The 22,444-nt window shown below is 72.6% G+C and carries 23 protein-coding genes; 3 read left to right on the forward strand and 20 right to left on the reverse strand.

The window, feature by feature from the left end; translation table 11 throughout:
* Window positions 1-30: 30 nt before the first annotated feature.
* Entirely contained in the window at window positions 31-612 is a 582-nt protein-coding gene (gene pyrR, locus SRB5_RS10095; protein ID WP_153451140.1) for a bifunctional pyr operon transcriptional regulator/uracil phosphoribosyltransferase PyrR, read from the reverse strand.
* Between the two features lie 255 nt (window positions 613-867).
* Between pyrR and bldD the strand changes: the two genes are divergently transcribed.
* Complete coding sequence (gene bldD, locus SRB5_RS10100; RefSeq protein ID WP_153451141.1) at window positions 868-1,368, forward strand: transcriptional regulator BldD; 501 nt, start codon at window positions 868-870, stop codon at window positions 1,366-1,368.
* A gap of 112 nt (window positions 1,369-1,480) precedes the next feature.
* On the opposite strand, the gene nusB is transcribed toward bldD, so the two are convergent.
* From nusB to SRB5_RS10125, 5 genes are all read right to left on the reverse strand, one after another.
* Entirely contained in the window at window positions 1,481-1,915 is a 435-nt protein-coding gene (nusB, locus tag SRB5_RS10105) for a transcription antitermination factor NusB (protein WP_323377441.1), read from the reverse strand.
* Between the two features lie 2 nt (window positions 1,916-1,917).
* Window positions 1,918-2,484: an elongation factor P gene (gene efp, locus SRB5_RS10110; protein ID WP_323377443.1), complete on the reverse strand. Its 567-nt coding sequence runs from the start codon at window positions 2,482-2,484 to the stop codon at window positions 1,918-1,920.
* 53 nt (window positions 2,485-2,537) lie between these two features.
* On the reverse strand, window positions 2,538-3,641 hold the full coding sequence (locus SRB5_RS10115; RefSeq protein ID WP_153451142.1) for an aminopeptidase P family protein: 1,104 nt from the start codon (window positions 3,639-3,641) through the stop codon (window positions 2,538-2,540).
* A gap of 159 nt (window positions 3,642-3,800) precedes the next feature.
* Entirely contained in the window at window positions 3,801-4,511 is a 711-nt protein-coding gene (locus SRB5_RS10120; RefSeq protein WP_153451143.1) for an AAA family ATPase, read from the reverse strand.
* 159 nt (window positions 4,512-4,670) lie between these two features.
* Complete coding sequence (locus tag SRB5_RS10125; RefSeq protein ID WP_153451144.1) at window positions 4,671-5,621, reverse strand: GlxA family transcriptional regulator; 951 nt, start codon at window positions 5,619-5,621, stop codon at window positions 4,671-4,673.
* Between the two features lie 71 nt (window positions 5,622-5,692).
* Here SRB5_RS10125 and SRB5_RS10130 point away from each other — a divergent pair, with 71 nt between their 5' ends.
* Window positions 5,693-6,034, forward strand: coding sequence for a cupin domain-containing protein (locus tag SRB5_RS10130; RefSeq protein ID WP_153451145.1), 342 nt, complete (start codon window positions 5,693-5,695; stop codon window positions 6,032-6,034).
* A gap of 4 nt (window positions 6,035-6,038) precedes the next feature.
* On the opposite strand, the gene aroQ is transcribed toward SRB5_RS10130, so the two are convergent.
* The 10 genes from aroQ to SRB5_RS10180 form a co-directional block, all read right to left on the reverse strand.
* Window positions 6,039-6,473: a type II 3-dehydroquinate dehydratase gene (gene aroQ, locus SRB5_RS10135; RefSeq protein WP_153451146.1), complete on the reverse strand. Its 435-nt coding sequence runs from the start codon at window positions 6,471-6,473 to the stop codon at window positions 6,039-6,041.
* Window positions 6,470-7,561 carry a 3-dehydroquinate synthase gene (aroB, locus tag SRB5_RS10140; protein WP_153451147.1) on the reverse strand — a complete coding sequence of 364 codons (1,092 nt, stop codon included), beginning with the start codon at window positions 7,559-7,561 and terminating at the stop codon, window positions 6,470-6,472. Before aroB ends, aroQ begins: the two co-directional genes overlap by 4 nt.
* The gene (locus SRB5_RS10145) at window positions 7,558-8,070 is read right to left on the reverse strand and encodes a shikimate kinase (protein ID WP_323377450.1); all 513 of its coding nucleotides are present in this window, start codon (window positions 8,068-8,070) and stop codon (window positions 7,558-7,560) included. Before SRB5_RS10145 ends, aroB begins: the two co-directional genes overlap by 4 nt.
* Window positions 8,067-9,251, reverse strand: a complete 1,185-nt coding sequence (gene aroC / locus SRB5_RS10150) for a chorismate synthase (RefSeq protein WP_153451148.1) — start codon at window positions 9,249-9,251, stop codon at window positions 8,067-8,069. The genes SRB5_RS10145 and aroC overlap by 4 nt, the downstream gene beginning before the upstream one ends.
* A 94-nt stretch (window positions 9,252-9,345) precedes the next feature.
* Window positions 9,346-10,173: a shikimate dehydrogenase gene (locus tag SRB5_RS10155; RefSeq protein WP_323377451.1), complete on the reverse strand. Its 828-nt coding sequence runs from the start codon at window positions 10,171-10,173 to the stop codon at window positions 9,346-9,348.
* On the reverse strand, window positions 10,170-11,825 hold the full coding sequence (mltG, locus tag SRB5_RS10160) for an endolytic transglycosylase MltG (protein ID WP_153451150.1): 1,656 nt from the start codon (window positions 11,823-11,825) through the stop codon (window positions 10,170-10,172). Before mltG ends, SRB5_RS10155 begins: the two co-directional genes overlap by 4 nt.
* A 98-nt stretch (window positions 11,826-11,923) precedes the next feature.
* A complete protein-coding gene (gene ruvX, locus SRB5_RS10165; protein WP_153451151.1) occupies window positions 11,924-12,388 on the reverse strand; it encodes a Holliday junction resolvase RuvX in 465 nt (154 codons plus the stop codon).
* Window positions 12,389-12,416: 28 nt separating this feature from the next.
* The gene (gene alaS / locus SRB5_RS10170) at window positions 12,417-15,086 is read right to left on the reverse strand and encodes an alanine--tRNA ligase (protein WP_153451152.1); all 2,670 of its coding nucleotides are present in this window, start codon (window positions 15,084-15,086) and stop codon (window positions 12,417-12,419) included.
* Window positions 15,086-15,409 carry a DUF6167 family protein gene (locus SRB5_RS10175; protein WP_153451153.1) on the reverse strand — a complete coding sequence of 108 codons (324 nt, stop codon included), beginning with the start codon at window positions 15,407-15,409 and terminating at the stop codon, window positions 15,086-15,088. Before SRB5_RS10175 ends, alaS begins: the two co-directional genes overlap by 1 nt.
* Before the next feature lie 6 nt (window positions 15,410-15,415).
* Window positions 15,416-15,841 (reverse strand): DUF948 domain-containing protein, encoded by a 426-nt coding sequence (locus SRB5_RS10180; protein WP_323377453.1) that lies wholly within the window; start codon window positions 15,839-15,841, stop codon window positions 15,416-15,418.
* A 192-nt stretch (window positions 15,842-16,033) separates the two neighbouring features.
* Here SRB5_RS10180 and SRB5_RS10185 point away from each other — a divergent pair, with 192 nt between their 5' ends.
* Window positions 16,034-18,226: an ATP-binding protein gene (locus tag SRB5_RS10185; RefSeq protein WP_153451155.1), complete on the forward strand. Its 2,193-nt coding sequence runs from the start codon at window positions 16,034-16,036 to the stop codon at window positions 18,224-18,226.
* On the opposite strand, the gene rpsD is transcribed toward SRB5_RS10185, so the two are convergent.
* The 4 genes from rpsD to hisS form a co-directional block, all read right to left on the reverse strand.
* The gene (rpsD, locus tag SRB5_RS10190) at window positions 18,214-18,825 is read right to left on the reverse strand and encodes a 30S ribosomal protein S4 (protein WP_323377455.1); all 612 of its coding nucleotides are present in this window, start codon (window positions 18,823-18,825) and stop codon (window positions 18,214-18,216) included. The two genes, SRB5_RS10185 and rpsD, sit on opposite strands and share 13 nt — an antisense overlap.
* A 147-nt stretch (window positions 18,826-18,972) precedes the next feature.
* Window positions 18,973-20,325, reverse strand: a complete 1,353-nt coding sequence (locus SRB5_RS10195) for a replication-associated recombination protein A (protein WP_323377457.1) — start codon at window positions 20,323-20,325, stop codon at window positions 18,973-18,975.
* 33 nt (window positions 20,326-20,358) lie between these two features.
* Window positions 20,359-20,997, reverse strand: coding sequence for a vitamin K epoxide reductase family protein (locus SRB5_RS10200; protein ID WP_153451156.1), 639 nt, complete (start codon window positions 20,995-20,997; stop codon window positions 20,359-20,361).
* Between the two features lie 178 nt (window positions 20,998-21,175).
* On the reverse strand, window positions 21,176-22,438 hold the full coding sequence (gene hisS, locus SRB5_RS10205; RefSeq protein ID WP_323377462.1) for a histidine--tRNA ligase: 1,263 nt from the start codon (window positions 22,436-22,438) through the stop codon (window positions 21,176-21,178).
* Window positions 22,439-22,444 lie beyond the last annotated feature (6 nt).

Below are 22,444 nucleotides of genomic sequence, written 5' to 3' on the forward strand. Positions count from 1 at the left end.
GACTCCCGACGGGGGGATCCGGCGCAGGGGCTACTGCTCGCCTGCCGGGGTGGTCGCCTTGTCGCCGAGCAGCACGGCGTCGCGGCCGTCCTCCTCGGTGAGCTGGACCTTGACCGTCTCCCGCAGGGAGGTGGGCAGGTTCTTGCCGACGTAGTCGGCGCGGATCGGCAGTTCGCGGTGGCCGCGGTCGACGAGGACGGCGAGCTGGACGGCGCGCGGCCGGCCGATGTCGTTCAGCGCGTCGAGGGCGGCGCGGATCGTCCGGCCGGAGAAGAGCACGTCGTCGACCAGGACGACGAGGCGGCCGTCGATGCCGTCCGCGGGGATGTCCGTGGGGCCCAGCGCGCGGGCGGGGCCCATGCGCAGGTCGTCGCGGTACATCGTGATGTCGAGGGAGCCGACGGGCTGCTTGCGGCCGGTGATGTCCCGGAGCTTGCCGGACAGCCGCCGGGCGAGGTGGACGCCGCGGGTCGGGATGCCGAGGAGCACCACGTCGTCGGCGCCCCTGGCGCGTTCGACGATCTCGTGGGCGATGCGGGTGAGCACCCGCTGGATGTCGGGCGCCTCCAGGACGGGCCTGGGGGCGGAGCCGGCGGTGTTACTGGTGTCCATACGTCAAGGACCTCCTTCCCAGCCTCACGGGACTGGTGTTAAAGGACGTCTGGGTCCCTCATACGGTAGCAGCGCCCCCGACCGCCCCGCGAACCGGCCCCCCGCAGGTCAGCGCGCCGGTGGCGGTGCACGAGTGGCGGCAGGAGACAATCTTCCGCTTGACGGCGGGACATTACGCTGCGTAACCTCACAGTGAGTTACTGAGTCACGCGCGGCTCATCCGCCGCCAGGTTGATACAGCGTCCGGGGAGTTTTATGTCCAGCGAATACGCTAAACAGCTCGGGGCCAAGCTCCGGGCGATCCGCACGCAGCAGGGTCTCTCCCTCCACGGCGTGGAGGAGAAGTCGCAGGGCCGCTGGAAGGCGGTCGTGGTCGGTTCGTACGAGCGTGGGGACCGCGCGGTGACCGTGCAGCGGCTGGCCGAGCTCGCGGACTTCTACGGTGTCCCGGTGCAGGAGCTGCTGCCGGGGACCCAGCCCGGCGGTGCGGCCGAGCCGCCGCCGAAGCTGGTCCTGGACCTCGAGCGCCTCGCGCACATTCCGGCGGAGAAGGCGGGGCCGCTGCAGCGGTACGCCGCGACGATCCAGTCCCAGCGCGGGGACTACAACGGCAAGGTGCTGTCGATCCGCCAGGACGACCTGCGCACCCTCGCCGTCATCTACGACCAGTCGCCCTCGGTCCTCACCGAGCAGCTGATCGGCTGGGGCGTCCTGGACGCCGACGCGCGGCGCGCGGTGCACACCGAGGACGTGTAGCGCCGGTCCGCAGAAACGTCACGGCGGTTGCCGTACGGCGAACGGGCGGTGCCGCCCCCGACTCGGGTCGGGGGCGGCACCGCCCGTTCGTGTTCCGGGATCCTCCGGCCGGTTACTCGCCCTCGCGGCGGAGCTGGGGTTTGAGGTCCTTGAGCCTGCCGAGCAGGCCGTTGACGAAGGCCGGCGAGTCGTCCGTGGAGAACTCCTTCGCCAGCTGGACGGCCTCGTCGATCACGACCGCGTCCGGCGTCTCGTCCTCCCAGAGGAGTTCGTACGCGCCCAGGCGCAGGATGTTGCGGTCGACGACCGGCATCCGGTCCAGCGTCCACCCGACGGCGTACTGCCCGATGAGCTCGTCGATCCGGCGGGCGCGCGGGCTGTAGCCCTCGACCAGCAGCATCGTGTACTCGCTCACCGGCGGCTGCCGGGTGTCGCTGTGGGAGTGCCGGATCCAGTCCGCAAGCACCGTCTCCACGGACGCACCTCGCTGGTCCGCCTCGAAGAGGATCTGGAAGGCGCGCTTGCGGGCCTTGTTGCGGGCAGCCACGGTTAGCTGTTCACCCGGCCGAGGTAGTCACCGGAACGGGTGTCGACCTTGATCTTCTCGCCGGTCGTGATGAAGAGCGGCACCTGGATCTGGTAGCCGGTCTCCAGCGTGGCCGGCTTGGTGCCGCCGGTGGAGCGGTCGCCCTGCAGACCGGGCTCGGTCTCGGCGATCACCAGCTCGACGGCGGCCGGGAGCTCGACGTAGAGCGGGTTTCCCTCGTGCATGGCGACGACGGTGTCGAAGCCCTCGAGGAGGTAGTTGGCGGTATCGCCCACGGTCTCGGGGGAGATGTAGATCTGGTCGTACGTCTCCATGTCCATGAAGACGTAGGACTCGCCGTCCTTGTACGAGAACTGCATGCCCCGCTTGTCGACATTGGCCGTCTCGACCTTGGTGCCGGCGTTGAACGTCTTGTCGACGGTCTTGCCGGAGAGCACGTTCTTCAGCTTCGTACGGACAAAGGCGGGGCCTTTGCCGGGCTTGACGTGCTGGAACTCGACTACGGACCAGAGCTGGCCCCCGTCGAGCTTGAGCACCATGCCGTTCTTGAGGTCGTTCGTGGTGGCCACGGTCGCGGAATCTCCTGGACTGCCTTCGGACGACCGAGGAGCGGACGGGCCCGTCAGAGCGCGAGCAGTTCCTTGGTCGTGATGGTGAGTAGCTCTGGACCGCCGTCCGCCGCGGGGCGGACGACGAGCGTGTCATCGATCCGGACTCCGCCCCGGCCCGGGAGATGGACCCCCGGTTCGACGGTGACCGGCACACAAGCGTCCAGTTTACCCATGGAGGCCGGTGCCAGTTTCGGGTCCTCGTCGATTTCGAGGCCCACGCCGTGTCCCGTCCACGGCCCGAGGCCCTCGCCGTGGCCCGCCGCGTCCAGCACCTGGCGGGCGGCGCGGTCGACGTCGCGGTACTCGGCGCCGGGCACCAGCGCCTCGCGGCCGGCCCGCTGGGCGGCGAAGACCAGGTCGTACAGCTCGATCTGCCAGGTCTCGGGGGCGGAGCCGATGACGAAGGTGCGGCCGATCTCGCAGCGGTAGCCGTGGTAGCGGGCGCCCAGGCCCACGCTGAGGAAGTCGCCCTCCTCGACACGCCGGTCGGTCGGGACGTGGCCGGCCCTCCCGGAGTGCGGGCCGGTGCCGACGGAGGTGGCGAACGCGGGGCCCTCGGCGCCGTGGTCGACGAGGCGGCGTTCGAGCTCGAGGGCGAGATGGCGTTCGGTGCGGCCGACGAGGATGGACTCCAGGAGTTCGCCCAGGGCCTGGTCGGCGATCTCGGCGGCGACGCGCAGGGACGCGATCTCGTCGTCGTCCTTGATCAGGCGCTGCTGTTCCACGGCGCGGCCCAGGTCCGTCAGCCGCAGGCCGGGGGCGACGGAGTACAGCGCGCGGTGGCGGGCGACGGTCAGGTGGTGCTCCTCGACGGCCAGCGCGCCCGCGCCGGCCTCCCGGGCCAGGTCGGCGGCGGCGACGGCGGGATCGCCGTCCGGGGCGCCGAGGGCGTGCACGCGGACGCCGTCGATCTGCGGGGCCTGGTCGTCCGCCGGGGGGAGGTCGCCGGGGCGGATGAGGAGGTCGTCGGCGGGGCCCAGGAGGAGGACGGCGCCGGTGGGGGCGCAGCCGGTGAGGTAGTGGATGTTCGCGGGCCGCGAGACGAGGGCGGCGTCGCTTCCGGCCCCCGCGCAGTGGGCCCGCAGGCGGGTGCGGCGGTCTGCGTGGTCGGGCATATGGGGAGCGTATGCCCGGCTTGTGGGGGTTCGCTTCCTGGGGGCGTCTGTCCGGGGGTGCGGTTTGCGCCGGCTGGCGCGCATCGGGCTTCGCCCTCTGTCCTCAAACGCCGGACGGGCTGTAAACCCTGTCGGCACGGGAGCCGGCGCCGCGGGGGGCTACCAGGACGGAGGATGGGTCAGGGCCCTGGTGACCACGTCGTCCAGCATGCGGGCCGTCGTCGCCACGTCGTAGTGCGTGTTGTCCAGGATCGGGAGGCCCGAGCTGTACCAGCCCGCCATCCGGCCGTGGATGCGGGCCACCTCCTCGTCCGCCAGGCGGCGGGTGCCGTGGCGCATGGCGTTGCGGGCCAGGACCGCCTCCAGGCCCGGGAGGAGGATCACCGGGAGCAGGCCGGGGCCCACGTGGCGTTTCCAGCCGCCCAGGCCCACCACCGGGCGGTCGGGGAAGACCGCGTCGTCGAGGATGCAGGAGATGCCGTTCGCCAGATAGTTGCGGGCGGCGAAGCCGCAGGTGCGGCGGGCCAGGCGGTACTGGGCCTCCGACTGGTCGGTCCAGCCGGCCCGGGGGTCGGCGAATCCGGCGCGGACGAATTCGCGTACATCGTCCAGGGAGATATGGGCGGTCGGCCCCCGGCGGGTGTCCGCCCAGTAGCGGGCGACGCTCGTCTTGCCGGCCCCCGCGGGGCCGATGAGCAGCACCGCGACCGTCGGCGGGGGCGCGCCGTGCGGCGGGGGCATCGGCGGCGGCGCGGGAAGCGGCACCAGCCCGCCGGCGGGCAGCCGCAGCGCGCCCGTCGTCTCGGCGGCGCTCTCCGGCGCCAGGTGCGTCCCACGGGGCGGTGTCGGAGCCCCCACTGCGTGCTGCATCCGGTGTAACTCCGTCTCGTGCCTTCACTCGGGTTCGCGCTGCGGTGCTCTGTAGGACGCCCCCAGGGGGTCATCCGCCTGGCACCGTACCCGTACTCACCGTCGGATGGGGAACGAACCACCGTGGCCGACGGTGCCCCCGGGTGGTCGTGCGCCGTGTCACCCGGGCACGGGCCCGCGGAAGGTACGGCGGTACGCGGCCGGTGTGGTGTGCATCGCGCGGTGGAAGTGGCGGCGCAGATTGAGCGCCGAGTGCAGTCCGACGCGGGCGGCGACGGCCTCGACGGGGAGGTCGGTCTCCTCCAGCAGCGCCCGGGCGGCCGCCACCCGCCGGTCGAGCAGCCAGCGGCCGGGGCTGAGGCCGAGCTGCTCGGTGAACCGGCGGGCGAGGGTACGGGGCGACAGCCCGGCGCGGGCGGCGAGTTCCTCCACGGACAGGGGCTCGGCGAGGCGTTCCGCCGCCCAGTCCAGCAGCGGCGCCAGCGAATCCGACGGGCCGGTGGGCGCGGGCTCCGGCTCCGCGTACTGCAGCTGGCAGCCCTCCCGGTGCGGCGGCATCACCAGGGCCCGGGCCACGCGGGCGGCGTAGGCGGCGCCCCGGTCGGCCCGTACCAGATGGAGGCACAGGTCCAGGCCCGCACCCGCGCCCGCGCTGGTGGCCACGTCGCCGTGGTCGATGTACAGCCGCCCCGCGTCCACCGTGACGCGCGGCGCGTACGCGGCGAGCCGGGACGCCAGCCGCCAGTGCGTCGTCGCGGCGCGCCCGTCGAGCAGCCCGGCCTCGGCGAGGAGGAAGGCGCCGGAGCAGATGGCGGCGATCCGGGCGCCCCGCGCGTGCGCCGCCCGCAGCGCGTCCAGGACGGCCGGCGACGTGGCCTCCTCGGTCAGCGGTTTGCCCGGTACGACGACGGTGTCGGCGCCGCGCAGGGCCGCGAGGCCGTGGCGCACCCGCATCTCGTAGCCGGCGTCGGTGGCCACCGCGCCGCGGCGCTCCGCGCAGACGGTGAAGTCGTACGCGTCCCGGTCGCCGAAGACCCGGGCCGCGCAGCCCAGTTCGAAGGGGGACTGCGGCGGCAGGGAGAGGGCGACGACACGGTGGACGGCGGTCATGGCAGGAAAGTACCCGTGGGAGTCTTTCTTGTCACTGGGCAGCCGCGCACCGCCCGCGCAGGCTGGGGAACATGACAGAGAACAGCACGCAGCCCGACGTCCAGTACGTCAACATCCACGACCTGCCGCACGTCCGCCACGAGAAGGAGTCCGGCATCCGCATGGCGGCGCTGCCGGTGACCGACCGCGCCCGCGGCTGGATCCTCGACTTCTTCCCCGGCACCCGGTGGCCGGAGGTGGACCACCACGCGGAGGAGGAGCACTTCTATGTGCTGAGCGGCGAACTCATCGACGGCGACCGGGTGCACCGGGCGGGCGACTACGTGGTGATGGCGGCGGGGACCAGCCACCAGCCGCACACCGAGTCGGGCGCGTCGCTGCTGGTCCTCGCCATCGGCGCGCCCACGGCCTGACGCCCTAGTCCCCCAGCTCCTCCGCCAGCGCCCGCAGCGCCAGCCGGTACGACCCGATCCCGAACCCGGCGACGGTCCCCGACGCCACCCCCGCGATCACCGACGTGTGCCGGAAGGTCTCCCGGGCGTACGGGTTGGAGATGTGCACCTCGATCAGCGGCGCCGTCCGCTGGGCGGCCGCGTCCCGCATCCCGTACGAGTAGTGCGTGAACGCCCCGGGGTTGATCACGACCGGGACGCGGCCGTCCGCGGCCTCGTGCAGCCAGCGGATCAGCTCGCCCTCGTCGTTGGTCTCGCGCACCTCGACCTCGAACCCGAGCTCCTTGCCGAGCGCGGTGCACTGCTCCACCAGCCCGGCGTACGAGACGGACCCGTACACGTCGGGCTCGCGCGAGCCCAGCCGGCCCAGGTTCGGCCCGTTCAGCACCAGGACCCTCATGACGCGATCTCCGCGTGCGCGGCGAGCAGCATCGCCGGGTCGGGGGCCTCCAGCACGGTGGGCTTGGCCAGCCCGTCGAGGACGATGAAGCGCAGCCGGTCGCCGCGGGACTTCTTGTCCACCTTCATGGTCTCCAGCAGCATCGGCCACTGGTCTCCCCGGTACGTGACGGGCAGCCCGACGGACTCCAGCACCGCCCGGTGCCGGTCCGCCGTCGCGTCGTCGAGGCGGCCCGCGATCCGGCCCAGCTCGGCGGCGAACACCATGCCGACGGAGACGGCGGCACCGTGGCGCCAGTTGTAGCGCTCGTTCTTCTCGATCGCGTGCGCGAGGGTGTGACCGTAGTTGAGGATCTCGCGCAGACCCGACTCCTTCAGGTCGGCGGACACCACGTCCGCCTTGACCCGGATGGAGCGCTCGATCAGCTCCGCGGTGTGCGGGCCGTCGGGACTGCGGGCGCCCTCGGGGTCGGCCTCGATCAGGTCGAGGATGGCGGGGTCGGCGATGAAGCCGGCCTTGATGATCTCCGCGAGGCCGGAGACGTAGTCGTGGACCCCGAGCGAGCCGAGCGCCGACAGGTCGCACAGCACGCCGGCCGGCGGGTGGAAGGCGCCCACCAGGTTCTTGCCCTCGGCGGTGTTGATGCCCGTCTTGCCGCCCACGGCGGCGTCCACCATGGCCAGCACGGTCGTCGGCACGGCGACCCAGCGCACGCCGCGCAGCCAGGTCGCGGCGACGAAGCCGGCCAGGTCGGTGGTGGCCCCGCCGCCCACGCCGACGATCACGTCGGTGCGGGTGAAGCCGGACTGCCCGAGGGCCTTCCAGCAGTACGCGGCGACCTCGGCGGTCTTCGCCTCCTCGGCGTTGGGCACCTGGATGGCGACGGCCTCGTACCCCTCGGCGGCCAGGTCCGCGCGCAGCACCTCGCCGGTCTCGGCGAGCGCCTCGGGGTGGATGACGGCGACGCGCTGCGCCTTCTTCCCGATGAGGGAGGGCAGTTCGCCGAGCAGCTGGTGGCCGATCAGCACGTCGTACGCCTCGGTGCCGGCGGTTGCCCCGACGGTGACGCGGGTGACTTCGGCGGTCATACGGGCTTGAGCTCCAATGCGTCGACGATGGCGTCCGCGACCTCGTCCGGGGTGCGCCCGGCCGTGGTCACGGTGACCCGGGCGACCTCGGTGTACAGGGGGCGGCGCTGGTCCATGAGGGTGCGCCACTGCTGCCGCGGGTTGACGACGAGCAGGGGGCGGGGGGCGTCCAGGCCCACCCGCCGGACGGCGTCGGCGAGCTCGACGTCGAGGAAGACGACCGGCAGGCCCGTGAGCAGCTCGCGGGTGCCGGGGTCCATGACGGCGCCGCCGCCGAGGGAGACGATGCCGTCGTGGCCGGTGACGGCGGCCCGTACGGCCTCGCGCTCCAGGGCGCGGAAGTGCGGCTCGCCGTCCTCGAAGAAGATGTCCGGGATCGGCTTGCCCGCGGTCTTCTCGATGTCGGCGTCGGTGTCGCGCAGGGACACCCCGGTCCGGGCGGCGAGCAGCGCGCCCACCGTGGACTTGCCCGCGCCGGGCGGGCCGACCAGGACGACCGTGGGGGTCACCGGATCGCCAGGTTCTCGAGGTAGGTACGGGCGTTGCGGGCGGTCTCGGTGACGGAGTCGCCGCCGAACTTCTCGCACACCGCGTCCGCCAGGACCAGGGCCACCATGGCCTCGGCGACAATGCCCGCGGCGGGGACGGCGCACACGTCGGAGCGCTGGTGGTGCGCGACGGCGGCCTCGCCGGTGGCCACGTCGACGGTGGCCAGGGCGCGGGGCACGGTGGCGATGGGCTTCATCGCGGCCCGTACGCGCAGCAGTTCGCCGGTGGTCAGCCCGCCCTCCGTACCGCCGGAGCGGCCGGAGGAGCGGCGGATGCCGTCGGGGGTGGGGACGATCTCGTCGTGCGCCTGGGAGCCGGGGATCCGGGCGAGGCCGAAGCCGTCGCCGACCTCGACGCCCTTGATCGCCTGGATGCCCATCAGCGCGCCGGCCAGGCGGGCGTCCAGGCGCCGGTCCCAGTGCACGTGGGAGCCGAGGCCCACGGGCACCCCGTACGCCACGACCTCGACCACGCCGCCGAGGGTGTCGCCGTCCTTGTGGGCCTGGTCGATCTCCGCGACCATCGCCTTCGAGGCGTCCGCGTCCAGACAGCGCACGGGGTCGGCGTCCAGCCGCTCGACGTCCCCGGGCTCGGGGACCAGCCCGTACGGGGCCTTCGCGGCGCCGAGCTCCACGACGTGGGAGACGATCTCGATGCCGACGGCCGCCTCGAGGAAGGACCGGGCGACCGCACCGAGCGCCACGCGGGCGGCGGTCTCGCGGGCGGAGGCGCGCTCCAGGATGGGCCGGGCCTCGTCGAAACCGTACTTCTGCATCCCGGCGAGGTCGGCGTGTCCGGGGCGGGGGCGGGTCAGCGGGGCGTTACGGGCCAGCTCGGCCAGCTCAGCGGGGTCCACGGGGTCGGCCGACATGACCTTCTCCCACTTGGGCCACTCGGTGTTGCCCACCATGACGGCGACGGGCGAGCCGAGGGAGAGCCCGTGGCGGACGCCGCCGAGGAAGGTGACCTCGTCCCGCTCGAACTTCATCCGGGCGCCGCGGCCGTAGCCGAGCCGCCGCCGGGCCAGATGATCGGCGACGAGCTCCGTGGTGACCGGCACACCGGCCGGCAGCCCCTCGAGCGTCGCGACGAGCGCGGGTCCGTGCGATTCACCGGCGGTGAGCCAGCGCAGCCTGGTCAACGGTGCTCCCTTGTGCGGTATGCGATGCCTGGGCCGATCCTCCCATGCCGCGGGCCCGCGACCTCGCCCCGGTCCACTATTCGGGCCGCGGCGCTCACACCCCGGACGCGCCCAGCGCCGCCTCGCCGGCCGCGCGCATCGCCGCCAGCGGGGCGCGGGGGACGCCGGTCATCTGCTCGACCTGGAGCACGGCCTGGTGGACGAGGAGGTCCAGCCCGCCGAGCACCGGGCCGGTCCAGGCGGCGGCCAGGGGGGTCGGCCACGGGTGGTACAGCACGTCGAACAGCGCGCCTGCCTCCTCGGGCACCTCCGCCGCGAGGGCGTCCGCCGCCCCGGCCGGGGTGGTGGCGACGACCAGGGGCGCCGTCAGCGCGCCGGCCGCGTCGGCCCAGTCGGCGGTGCGCACGGCGACGCCCAGCCGCTCGCCCCAGTGGCGCATCTCCCGCGCGCGGGCCTCGCTGCGGACGTACGCCGTGACCTCGCCGTCGCAGATCCGGGCGAGCGCGGCCAGGGCGGACGACGCGGTGGCGCCGGCGCCGAGGATCGCGGCCCCGCCGACCTTCTCGATGCCCCGCTCGCGCAGCGCCTCGATCATCCCGGGGATGTCGGTGTTGTCACCGGTGCGCCGGCCGTCGTCGGTGAAGACCACCGTGTTGACGGCCTCCACGGAGGCGGCCGTGTCGGTGATCCCGTCGAGCAGCGGGATGACGGCCCGCTTGAGCGGCATCGTGAGCGACAGGCCCGCCCACTCCGCCGCGTCGAGACCGGCGAGGAAGCCCGGCAGGGCCGCCTCGTCGACCTCGAACCGCTCGTACGTCCAGCCCTCCAGCCCCAGCCCCGCGTACGCGGCGCGGTGCAGGACCGGCGACAGGGAGTGGGCGATGGGCGATCCGAGGACCGCCGCCCGGTGCCGTTCGGTCACCCCTCGCTTGCCCTCTCCTCGTTGTACAGCTCGACGTTCTTCTGGTGCTCGGCGTTGGTGACGGCGAAGAGGGTCTTGTCCTTGAGGGAGACAAAGTAGTTCCAGTCACCCTTGGCCGGGCTGTGGGTAGCCTCGATCGCGACGACACCCGGGTTGTTGATGGGCCCGGCGGGCAGACCTCGGACGTAGTACGTGTTGTACGGGTCCGCCAGCTCACGCATCTTGGACGCGGACGGGACGTCGAGCGTGCTCTGCTGCTTGATGTAGTTGTACGTCGAGTCGAAGTCGAGCCGGCCGACGGTCTCCGGGTTCGACGGCACCATCCGGTTGAGGACAACCCGCGTGATCTTCTTGAAGTCCTCTTCGTTGTTGCCCTCGGCCTCGACGAGGCTGGCCACGGTCAGGACCTGCCACGGGTCCTTCAGCCCGAGCTTGGCGGCGTTGCCCACCACGTCGGCCTTGGTGAACTCGGCGTTGGCGCGGGCGACCATCTGCTTGAGCAGGGCCTCGGGCTTGGTGCCCTTGCCCGCGTTGTACTGCGCGGGGAAGAGGAAGCCCTCCAGCGGGTCCTTGATGTCGCCGCCGGACTTGGCCCACTTCGGCAGGCCCAGCTCCTTGTAGTGCTTCTTGCCCGCGGCCTTCGACGTACCGTCCTTCAGCCCCAGCTTGTCGTCGATCATCGCGTAGATCTCGTAGTTCGACGTGCCCTCGGGGATCGTCAGCGCGTTGCGTTCCTTCGGGTCGAGGAGCGCCTTGATCGCGTTGGACGCGGACATCTCCTTCTCCAGCGTGTACGTGCCCGGCTGGATCCCGGCCGACTTCTCGTTGTCGGAGGCGGCCTGGGTGAAGGCGTCGACGCTCTGGACGACGCCCTTGTCCTTGAGGATGTTGCCGATCGCGCCGATGGTCGAACCCGGCGGGATCTCGAACGTCACGGGCGTGCCGTTGCCGTCGCCCTCGAAGTCGGGCGCCGAGGCCAGGAAGGTGTCGTGGATGTAGTTGTAGCCGTAGTACGCCACCGCGCCACCGCCGCCGACCAGCACCAGGGCCACCACGAGACACGCGCAGCCGTTGCGCCGCTTCGGCTCGTCGTCGCCGCCGCGCCGCTCGCGCTCGCCCCGGCGGCCGCGTCCGGCGCGGTCCGGACCCCGTCCGCCGCGGCCGCGTTCGGCGGCCCGGCCGCCGCGGCGGGGGACGATCTCCTCCGGTTCGTCGTCGTCGGAGAAGAAGGCGTGGTCGCGCTCCGGCGGCAGCCCCTCGTCCCAGGCCCCCGGCGGCTGCTCCCGGCGCGGTCCGCCGGGGCCGCGCCGCGGCGGCGCGGGGGGCGGGTACGCCTCGGGGGTGCCGTAGTAGTCCGGCGCCGGGGCGGCGGGCTGCTGGGGCTGGCCGTAGGGGTCCACGGCGGGCATGTTGCCGGTGGGGTAGCCGCCGCCCGGGTACTGCGGCTGCGGGCCGGTATGGCCGCCGCCGGGGTACTGGGGTTGCTGGCCCGTATGCCATCCGCCCTGGCCGCCGCCCTGTTGGGGATACGGCTGCTGGCCGCCTCCGTAGGAGGCCTGGGCGCCCCAGGCGCCGTGCTGGCCGGTGTTGCCGGCGAGCGGGTCACCCGGGTACCACGGTTCGGAGCCTGGGCCCCGGCCATACTCAGTCATCGATCCCCTAGAGCCTGTTGGCTGTCGGTTTACCTGCTGGCTGTCGGTGCGTTTATATGACAGCTGCCATGTCCGCGCGGAACGTTACCGTATCGCGATCAGATAATCGGTTCGACGCTCTCCCCGGGAGCTTTACCAGTGGCCCGTTCGGAGTCAAGCGCACCCTGCAGGATGACTACGGCGGCCGCCTGATCGACCACGGAGCGTCCCTTCTTCACCGACACACCCGAGGCTCGCAGCCCGTGCGCGGCGGTCACCGTGGTCATCCGCTCGTCGACCAGACGCACCGCCACTGGCCGGACGGTGTCCGCGAGCGTCTGCGCGAACGCCCGGACCTTGGCGGCGGCCGGGCCCTCCTTGCCGCTCAGCGAGCGCGGCAGGCCGACGACGACCTCCAGCGGCTCGTACTCCGCGACGATCGCCGCGAGTCTGCGGTGCGCGGCCGGCAGGTCCCGGCCCGGTACGGTCTCCACGGGCGTGGCGAGTACCCCGTCGGGGTCGCACGAAGCGACCCCGATCCGGGCGTCCCCGACATCGACGGCGAGCCGTCGTCCCCGGCGCATCAGACGGCTCTCACACGTTGCGGTCGGCTCACGCGCTCTCGGCCACCAGTCGCTCGACGGCGCCGATCGCCTCGTCCACGGCGTCCGGGTTCTGCCCGCCGCCCTGGGCGATGTCCGGCTTGCCGCCGCCCCCGCCGCCGAGGGTCTTGGCCGCGGCGCGGACCAGGTCGCCGGCCTTCAGACCGCGCTCACGGGCGGCGTCGTTGACGGCGATCACCGTCAGCGGACGGCCGTTCGCCACGGTGAACAGCGCCACGACCGCAGCCCGGCCGCCCTGGATCCGGCCGCGCACGTCGAGGACGAGCTTGCGCAGATCGTCGGCGGAGGTGCCGTCGGGCACCTGGGCGGCGACGAACGCCAGGCCCCGGATGTCCTTGGCGCTGTCGACGAGCCCGCCGGCGGCCTGCAGCACCTTCTCCGCGCGGAACCGCTCGATCTCCTTCTCGGCCTCCTTGAGCTTGCCGAGCATGCCGGAGACCCGGTCCGGGAGCTCCTCGGGCCGGCCCTTGAGCAGCTCGGTGAGCTGGGCGACGACCGTGTGCTCCCTGGCGAGGAAGTTGTACGCGTCCACGCCGACGAGCGCCTCGATGCGCCGTACGCCGGAGCCGATGGACGATTCGCCGAGCAGCTTGACCAGCCCGAGCTGGGCGGTGTTGTGCACGTGCGTGCCGCCGCAGAGCTCCTTGGAGAAGTCGCCGATGGTGACGACCCGGACCCGCTCGCCGTACTTCTCGCCGAACTCGGCGATGGCGCCCTGCTTCTTCGCCTCGTCCATCGACATGACCTCGGCGTGGACGTCAAGTTCGCGGGTGAGGACCTCGTTGATCTTCTGCTCGACGTCGGTGAGCACACCGCCCGGCACGGCGGCCGGGGAGCCGAAGTCGAAGCGGAAGCGGCCCGGGGAGTTCTCCGAACCGGCCTGGGCGGCCGTCGGGCCGAGCGCGTCGCGCAGCGCCTGGTGCGTCAGGTGCGTGGCGCTGTGGGCGCGGGCGATGGCGCGGCGCCGGCGGATGTCGATCGCGGCGTACGCGGAGGCGCCGACGGTGATCTCGCCGACCTGGACGACCCCCTTGTGCACGCTGACGCCCGGGACGGGCTGCTGGACGTCGCGGACCTCGACAACGGCGCCGGAGTCGAGCCGGATACGGCCCTGGTCGGCGAGCTGGCCGCCGCCCTCGGCGTAGAAGGGGGTGCGGTCCAGGACGACCTCGACGTCGTCGCCCTCGGTGGCGGCCGGGGAGGGCACGCCGTCGACGAGCAGGCCGAGGACGGTCGCCTCGTTCTCCTGGAGGGTGTAGCCGGTGAACTCGGTGGTGCCCGCGGTGTCGGCGAGCGAGCGGTAGGCGGAGAGGTCGGCGTGGCCGGTCTTCTTGGCCTTGGCGTCGGCCTTCGCCCGCTCGCGCTGCTCCTTCATCAGCCGGCGGAAGCCGTCCTCGTCCACCGTCAGGCCCTGCTCGGAGGCCATCTCCAGGGTGAGGTCGATGGGGAAGCCCCAGGTGTCGTGGAGCAGGAACGCCTTGTCGCCGGAGAGGACCGCGGAGCCGGCGGCCTTGGCCTCGGTCACGGCCGTGTCCAGGATGTTCGTCCCGGACTTCAAGGTCTTGAGGAAGGCGGCCTCCTCGGCGAGCGCGACGGTCTCGATGCGCTTGCGGTCCGTCTGCAGCTCGGGGTACTGCTCGCCCATGGTCTGGATGACCGTGTCGACCAGCGCGCCGGCGACCGGGCCGGTGGCGCCGAGCAGGCGCATGTTGCGGATGGCGCGGCGCATGATGCGGCGCAGGACGTAGCCGCGGCCCTCGTTGCCCGGGGTGACGCCGTCGCCGATCATCATCACGGAGGCGCGGACGTGGTCGGAGACCACGCGCAGGGACACGTCGGAGCGGCCGGCCGCGCCGTAGGCGACGCCGGTGAGCTCGGTGGCCCTGTCGATCACGGCGCGCGAAGTGTCGATCTCGTACATGTTCCGCACGTCCTGCAGGATCATCGCCAGGCGCTCGAGGCCGAGACCGGTGTCGATGTTCTTGGACGGCAGCTCGCCGAGGATCGGGAAGTCCTCCTTGCCGTCGCCGGCGCCGCGCTCGTACTGCATGAAGACCAGGTTCCAGATCTCCACGTAGCGCTCGTCGTTGACGGCGGGGCCGCCCTCCTCGCCGAACTCCGGGCCCCGGTCGTAGTTGATCTCGGAGCAGGGGCCGCAGGGGCCGGGCACGCCCATGGACCAGAAGTTGTCCTTCATGCCCAGACGCTGGATGCGCTCGGCGGGAACGCCGATGACGTCGCGCCAGATCTGCTCGGCCTCGTCGTCGTCCTTGTAGACCGTGATCCACAGGCGCTCGGGGTCCAGCCCGTAGCCGCCGGCGCCCACGGGCGTCGTCAGCAGCTCCCAGGCGAGCTTGATGGCGCCTTCCTTGAAGTAGTCGCCGAAGGAGAAGTTGCCGCACATCTGGAAGAAGGTGCCGTGCCGGGTGGTCTTGCCGACCTCTTCGATGTCGGGCGTGCGGATGCACTTCTGCACGGAGGTGGCCCGCGGGTACGGCGCCTTGACCTCGCCGAGGAAGTACGGCTTGAACGGCACCATGCCGGCCGGGACCAGCAGCAGGGTCGGGTCGTCCGCGATCAGCGACGCCGACGGCACGACGGTGTGCCCGCGCTCCTCGAAGAAGCGCAACCAGCGACGGCGGATTTCAGCCGACTCCATCAGAGGTCCTCTTTCCGGTTGTACGTGGTGTACGGGTGCTTCGGGCGCCCCGGCAGTGCCTTGAGGCGCGGGCCGGGGAGTTCGGCGGGCCGGGAACCCCGGTCCAGCCCGAGCGCGTCGTTGAGCTGGGTCTCACGCTCCGCCATCGCGGAGCGTACGTCCTCGGCGAAGAGCTTCGCGCGCCTGCCCGCGTCGACGGCCCGGTTGACGGCGGTCGCCGCGAGGCTCTCGGGGGTGAGGCCGCGCACGAGGCGCTGCGCCTTGGTGGTGGCCCAGACGCCGGTGACGGCTCCGGCCGTGAACCAGAAGGTACGGCGGAACAATGCTACTCAGCCCTTCCTGCGTCGTGTGCCCAGCCTGCCGCGGCGGGCGACCGGACGACCGGGGATCACCTCGGCGTCCCCGGGGGTCCGCGGACGGCCCAGGGCCCGGCGGACGCCGTAGCCGAACGCGGCGACCTTGACGAGCGGGCCGCCGAAGGCGGTGGAGACCGTCGTGGAGAGCGCGGAGGCGTTCGCCGTGACCTCCTGGACGTCGGCCGCGATGGCGTCGACCCGGGCCAGCTGGGTGTGGGCGCTGCGCACGGTCGCCGAGGCGTCGGCGAGCAGCGGCACGGCCTGCTCGGTGATCCGCTCCACCAGCGCGCTCGCGGAGCGCAGCACCTGCGCCAGCCGGATCAGCGCGAGGGCGAGGAACGAGACGAGGATCGCCCAGAAGACGGCCACGAGGATGCCGGCCACCTCACCACCGGACACGATGCGCGCCCCCTTCCGGACCGGCCGCGGGGACCGGGGCGGCCCCGCCGCGTTGTGTGACATCGGGTAACTGTGACGGGTCCAAACCCTATCGCGCCGCGGTGACACTCCCGTCCAGCCCGCCTCGGCGCATCCGGCGGGCGGGCGGGCAGATTGTACGTTCCGCTTATCACCGAGTACGCTCCGTGTTCCATGCGATCCTCCTCGCGCCCCCGCGGCACATCCGCGCGGTGGCCCGCACCGGGCAATCTCCCGGCGGAACTCAACCGGTTCGTCGGCCGCGCGCCCGAACTGGCCGAGCTCGGCCGGCTGCTGTCCGACGCCCGTCTCGTCACCGTCACCGGCGCCGCGGGCGTGGGCAAGTCACGTCTCGCGCTGCACGCCGCGAACGCTGTGCAGAAACGCTTCGGCAACGGTGTGTGGCTGGTCGACCTGTCCGCGCTGCGCGACGAGGAGCTGCTGCCGCACGCGGTGCTCGACGCGCTCGGCCGTACCGACGCGCCGGGTGTACGCGGCCCCGTCGAGCGGCTGCTGGCCCGGCTGGCCGGACGCCGGCTGCTGCTGGTGCTGGACGGCTGCGAGCATCTGGCCGCCCCCTGCGCCCGGCTGGTCGCCGAGCTGCTGCGCCACTCCCCCGGGCTGACGGTGCTGGCGACCAGCCGGCGCACCCTGGACGCCGAGGGCGAGCGGCTGCTGCCGCTGCTCCCCCTGCCGGTGGACACCCCGCAGGCCGCCGAGCTCTTCGACGACCGGGCGGCGGCCGTCCTGCCCGGCTACGACGCCGGCGCCCACCGCGAGGACGTCCTGGAGCTGTGCCGCCGGCTGGACGGCATCCCCCTCGCGCTGGAGCTGGCCGCCGGGCGGCTGCGCGCCCTGTCGGTGGGCCAGATCCTGCAGCGGCTGGACGACCGGTTCCGGCTCCTGGCCGGCGCGGGTCACGGCGCGCCGCCCCGGCACCGGACGCTGCGTACCGCCGTCGGCTGGAGCCACGAGCTGTGCCTGCCGGCGGAGCGGCTGCTGTGGGCGCGGCTGTCGGTCTTCGCCGGGGACTTCGACCTCGACGCGGTGGAGTACCTGTGCGCGGACGACGACCCGGTGGCCGAGGACGTCCTCGGGGCGCTGGAGGAGCTGGTCGCGCAGTCGGTGGTGATCCGCGAGGAGTCGCACGGCCGCACCCGTTACCGGATGCTTCCCACCCTGCGCGAGTACGGGGCGTGCTGGCTGGAGCGCCTGGAGCCGGCCCCGGCGCGGCTGCGGCGGCGGCACCGCGACTGGTATCTGGGCCTGGCGACGTGGTGCGAGCTGGACTGGTTCGGCCCGCGCCAGACGGAGGTCGTGGGCCGGGTGGAGGAGGAGCTGCCGAACATCCGCCTCGCCCTGGAGTTCTGTCTGGAGACGCCCGAGGAGGCGCACGTCGGGCAGTATCTGGCGGCCACGCTGTGGTTCTACTGGGTGGCCTGCGGCCGGCTCGCCGAAGGGCGGCACTGGCTGGAGCGCACGCTGGAGGTGCCCGGCGCGCTGCCGGAGCCGCACGCCAAGGCGCTGTGGGTGGCCGGCTATCTGGCCACGCAGTGCGGGGAGACGGTCGCGGCGCTCACCGCGCTGGAGCAGTGCCGGCGGCTCGCGGCGGCGGTCGGCGACGAGCGGGCGGACGCGTACGCCGTACAGATGCTGGGGGTGGCGGCGGCGATGAGCGACGACATGCCGCGCGCGGTGACGCTGCTGCGCCGCGCGCTGGAACGGTTCCGCGCGATCGGCGAGTTCGGCCCGCTGGTGCTGCTGGCCCAGGTGCAGCTGGCGACGGCGGTGTCCTTCGGCGACGTGGACGAGGCCGTGCTGCTGCACCGCGAGGCCCGGGACATCGCGCGTGAGTCGGGCGAGCGGTGGGCACAGGCGTACGCGCTGAACGGGCTGGCGCACGCGCTGTGGCGGCGGGGCGGCGCGGGGGACGCCGAGGGGGCGCACCGGTATGTGCGCGAGGGGCTGGCGCTGCACGCCTCGTTCCACGACGTGCTGGGCATGGCGTACGCCGTGGATCTCCTGGCCGTACAGCTGGCCGGCGAGGACGCGGCGCTCGCCGCGCGGCTGCAAGGGGCGGCTGCCGGGGCCCGGCGCAGCCTCGGGCCGGAGCGCTTCGGCGCCTGGCACTTCACCGAGAACCGGCGCGGCGCCGAGCAGCGGGCGCGCGAGGCCCTGGGCGACGTCCGGTACGAGGAGGAGTCGGCGCTCGGCCGCGAGCGCGGGCTGCCGGCGCTGGTGTACGAGGTGCTCGACACCCCGTGCCCGGCGGACCGGGCCTGCTGCCCGCCGGCGTCCGGGGCGGGCGCGGGGCCCGGGGCCGTACCGTCGGCTCCCGCGCCCCGGCTGCCGGGTCAGCGGGCGTAGAACTCCACGACGAGCTGCTCGTCGCAGATCACCGGGATCTCCTTGCGGTTGGGGTCCCGGTCGAGACGGAAGGCCAGCGCCTGCAGATTGACCTCGAGGTAGCGGGGGGTCTCGCCCTCGCCCGCGTAGCCGCCCTCGCGGGCGACCTGGAACGGGTACTTGTCGCGGCTGCGCTCGCGGACCATCACGACGTCGTCGGGGCGGACCCGGAAGGACGGCTTGTCGACCTTGCGGCCGTTGACCTCGATGTGGCCGTGCACGACCATCTGCCGGGCCTGGTAGATCGTCCGGGCCAGACCGGAGCGCAGGACCAGCGCGTCCAGACGCCGCTCCAGCTCGACGATCAGTGCCTCGCCGGTCTTGCCCTGCACCTTGGAGGCGCGCTCGTAGGCGCGGACCAGCTGGCGCTCGCTGATGTCGTACTGGGCCCGCAGCCGCTGCTTCTCCAGCAGCCGCACCTTGTAGTCACTGGTGGACTTGCGGCCCCGGCCGTGCATGCCCGGCGGGTAGGGACGGGCCTCGAAGTACTTGACGGCCTTGGGGGTCAGCGGGATGCCGAGCGCCCGCGACTTGCGGACCTTGGGGCGCGACTGGTTCACGGTGTGCGGTTCCTCCGGTGACGATGCACTTCAGGCATGGCAGATCGACTGCATTGCAGATTAGGTATGCCTTACCTTACGCGACGGATCGCGGGGAAGGCCACCCAAGGTGAACGACCTCACGGACCCGGACATTCCCGGCCGGGCCTATTCCTCGCCGGCGAGCCGCCGCCGCACCCGCTCCACCACGTCCGCGTACCGCGCCTCCGCGCCGTACCGGGTCGGCGCGTAGTACCGGGTGCCGCGCAGGACGTCCGGCGCGTACTGCTGGGCCGCGATCCCGCCCGGCACGTCGTGCGGGTAGACGTAGCTCTCCCCGTGCCCGAGCTTCTTGGCGCCCTTGTAGTGCGAGTCCCGCAGATGCGGCGGTACGGGCCCGGCCCTGCCGTCCCGCACATCCTGCAGCGCCGCGCCGATCGCCGTCGTGACGGCGTTGGACTTGGGCGCCAGGGCCAGCGCGATCGTGGCGTGCGCGAGGGTGAGGGACGCCTCGGGGAAGCCGATCAGGGCGACCGCCTGGGCGGCGGCCACGGCGGTCTGCAGCGCCGTGGAGTCGGCGAGCCCGATGTCCTCGCTGGCGGAGATCATCAGCCGCCGGGCGATGAACCGCGGGTCCTCGCCCGCCTCGATCATGCGGGCCAGATAGTGCAGCGCGGCGTCGACGTCGGAGCCGCGGATGGACTTGATGAGACCGCTGGCGACGTCGTAGTGCTGATCGCCGTCGCGGTCGTACTTCACCGCCGCCTTGTCGACGGCCTCCTCCATCGTCAGCAGCGTGATCTCCGGCTCACCCTTGGCGATGGCCGAGCCGGCGCCGGCCTCCAGCGCGGTGAGCGCGCGGCGGGCGTCGCCGCCGGCGATCCGCACCAGATGGTCCTCGGACTCCGCCGGCAGCGTGACCGCCCCGCCGAGCCCCCGCTCGTCCGACAGCGCGCGGCGCAGCAGGCCGCGGATGTCGTCGTCGGTGAGGGACTCCAGGGTGAGCAGCAGGGAGCGGGACAGCAGCGGCGGGATGATCGAGAAGTACGGGTTCTCGGTGGTCGCCGCGATCAGCGTCACCCAGCGGTTCTCCACCGCCGGGAGGAGGGAGTCCTGCTGGGCCTTGCTGAAGCGGTGGATCTCGTCCAGGAACAGGACGGTCTCCTTGCCGTACCCCCCGGAGGCCCGCCGGGCGCCCTCGATGACGGCGCGGACCTCCTTGACCCCGGCGGTGATCGCGGACAGCTCCACGAAGCGCTTGTTGGTCGCCTTGCTGACGACGTACGCGAGGGTCGTCTTCCCGGTGCCGGGCGGGCCCCAGAGCAGCACCGACGAGGGTCCCGCCGGGCCTCCCGCCCCGTCTCCCACCAGCCGGCGCAACGGGGCCCCGGGCTTCAGCAGATGCTGCTGTCCCACCACCTCGTCCAGGGTGCGCGGCCGCATGCGTACGGCGAGGGGACTGGCCGTCGGGTCGCTCTCCTGGCGCTCCTCGGCCGCGGCGGTGAAAAGATCGGGCTCCACGCCCCCGACCCTATGTCACCGGTCCGACAAGCCTCACGCGAAGAGGTCGTTGCCCCACTTCAGATAGATCAGCATCGCGATCACGCCGTACCAGAGCACGGGCACGACCCAGTGGAACTCCAGCACGTTGGACCGCAGGCGCTCGGGAACGCGGAAGACGCCGGTACGGATGTTCTGCACCGTGACGTACCAGAACGACAGGATCGTCGCCGCCCAGGCGATCATGCACCACAGGCAGAGCCGGCTGATCACGTACAGCGAGGAGTACTGCAGGAAGAACACGAAGGCGATGCCGCCCAGGCAGCCCAGCCACAGGCCCACCCACCACCAGCGGCGGAAGGAGCCGCCGGCCAGCAGCGAGAAGCCGATGACGATCATCATCGAGAAGGCGACGAAGCCGATCCAGGGGTTGTCGAACCCGAAGATGTGCGCCTGCGAGCTCTCCATCACGCTCTTGCAGGAGAAGATCGGGTTCAGACTGCAGGCCGGCGTGTAGTCCGGGTTCTTCAGGATCTCGAGCTTGTCGTGCGTGATGACCGCGGAGGCCGCGAGCCCGAACACGCCGCAGATGATCAGCAGCCAGGCGAAGCCGCGGCCGGCGCCGATGAGGCCGCTCTTCTCCTCGTCCGTACCGCCCCCCGTACCGGAGCGGTTGAGTTCCGCAGTGGTCATCGCTCGGTACATCCCATCGTCGTGGTGGCCGCCGGGCCGGCAGCGCCCATTGTGCCGCACGGGAGCCGTGCCCGGACACCGCCCGTCCCGGTTCGTACCGGTCGGGCAGGGTGCGGTGCCATCCTGCCCGACCGGCCGTTCGGTTGGCGTAAGGAGACGCCCGGAACGCGGTCCTGATTCAGCCGAGCCGGCGCCCCAGCTCCGCCACGACGGCGTCCAGGGCCACCGGCGACTGCTCGCCGGACTCCAGGTCCTTGAGCTGGACGACTCCCCCGGCCAGGTCCCGCTCGCCCGCGACGAGCGCGAAGCGGGCACCGGAGCGGTTGGCCGACTTCATGGCGTTCTTCAGGCCCTTGCCGCCGAACGCGAAGTCCGCTGCCACCCCCTCCCGGCGCAACTCGGTGACCAGCGAGAACAGCGTCCTGCGGGCCTCCTCGCCGAGCGGCACGGCATACACCTGGGTGGCCGCCGGCAGCTCCAGCTCCACGCCCTCCGCCTCCAGCGCCAGCACCGTGCGGTCGACGCCGAGCGCCCAGCCGACGGACGGCAGCGCCGGGCCGCCGATCATCTCGGAGAGCCCGTCGTACCGGCCGCCGCCGCCCACCGCGGACTGCGAGCCGAGACCGTCGTGGACGAACTCGAAGGTGGTGCGGGTGTAGTAGTCCAGCCCGCGCACCAGCTTGTCGTCGTCCTCGAAGGCCACACCCGCCGCGGTCAGCAGCTCGCGCACCTGCTCGTGGTACGCCTTGCACGCCTCGCACAGGTGGTCGCGCATCAGCGGGGCGCCGGTGAGCTGCTTCTGCACCTCGGCGCGCTTGTCGTCCAGGACGCGCAGCGGGTTGATCTCGATCCGGCGGCGGGTCTCGTCGTCCAGGTCGAGGGCGCGCAGGAAGTCCTGCAGCGCGGCCCGGTAGGCCGGGCGGCACTCCTTGTCGCCGAGGGAGTTCAGCAGCAGCCGGAAGTTCCGCAGGCCCAGCGACTTGTACGCGTCCACCGCCAGGATGATCAGCTCGGCGTCCAGCGCCGGGTCCTCCGCGCCGATGGCCTCGGCGCCGACCTGCGAGAAGTGCCGGTAACGGCCCTTCTGCGGGCGCTCGTAGCGGTAGTACGAGCCGGAGTACCAGAGCTTCACCGGCAGATTGCCCAGCTTGTGCAGGCTGTTCTCCAGCGCCGAGCGCAGCACGGACGCGGTGCCCTCGGGGCGCAGCGCCAGTTCGGTGCCGCCCTTGGTGGTGAGGGTGAACATCTCCTTGGTCACGATGTCGGTGGACTCGCCGACACCGCGCGCGAACAGTTCGGTGTGCTCGAATCCCGGGGTCTCCACATAGCCGTAACCGGCGCGGCGCAGCGGCGCGGCCAGCGCCTCCCGGACGGCCAGATAGGTCGCGGAGGCCGGGGGGATGAGGTCGTAGGTGCCCTTGGGGGCCTGGAAGGTACTCACGGAAAG

This window comes from Streptomyces smaragdinus (assembly GCF_009604385.1).
GTDB classification, from domain to species: Bacteria; Actinomycetota; Actinomycetes; order Streptomycetales; family Streptomycetaceae; genus Streptomyces; species Streptomyces smaragdinus.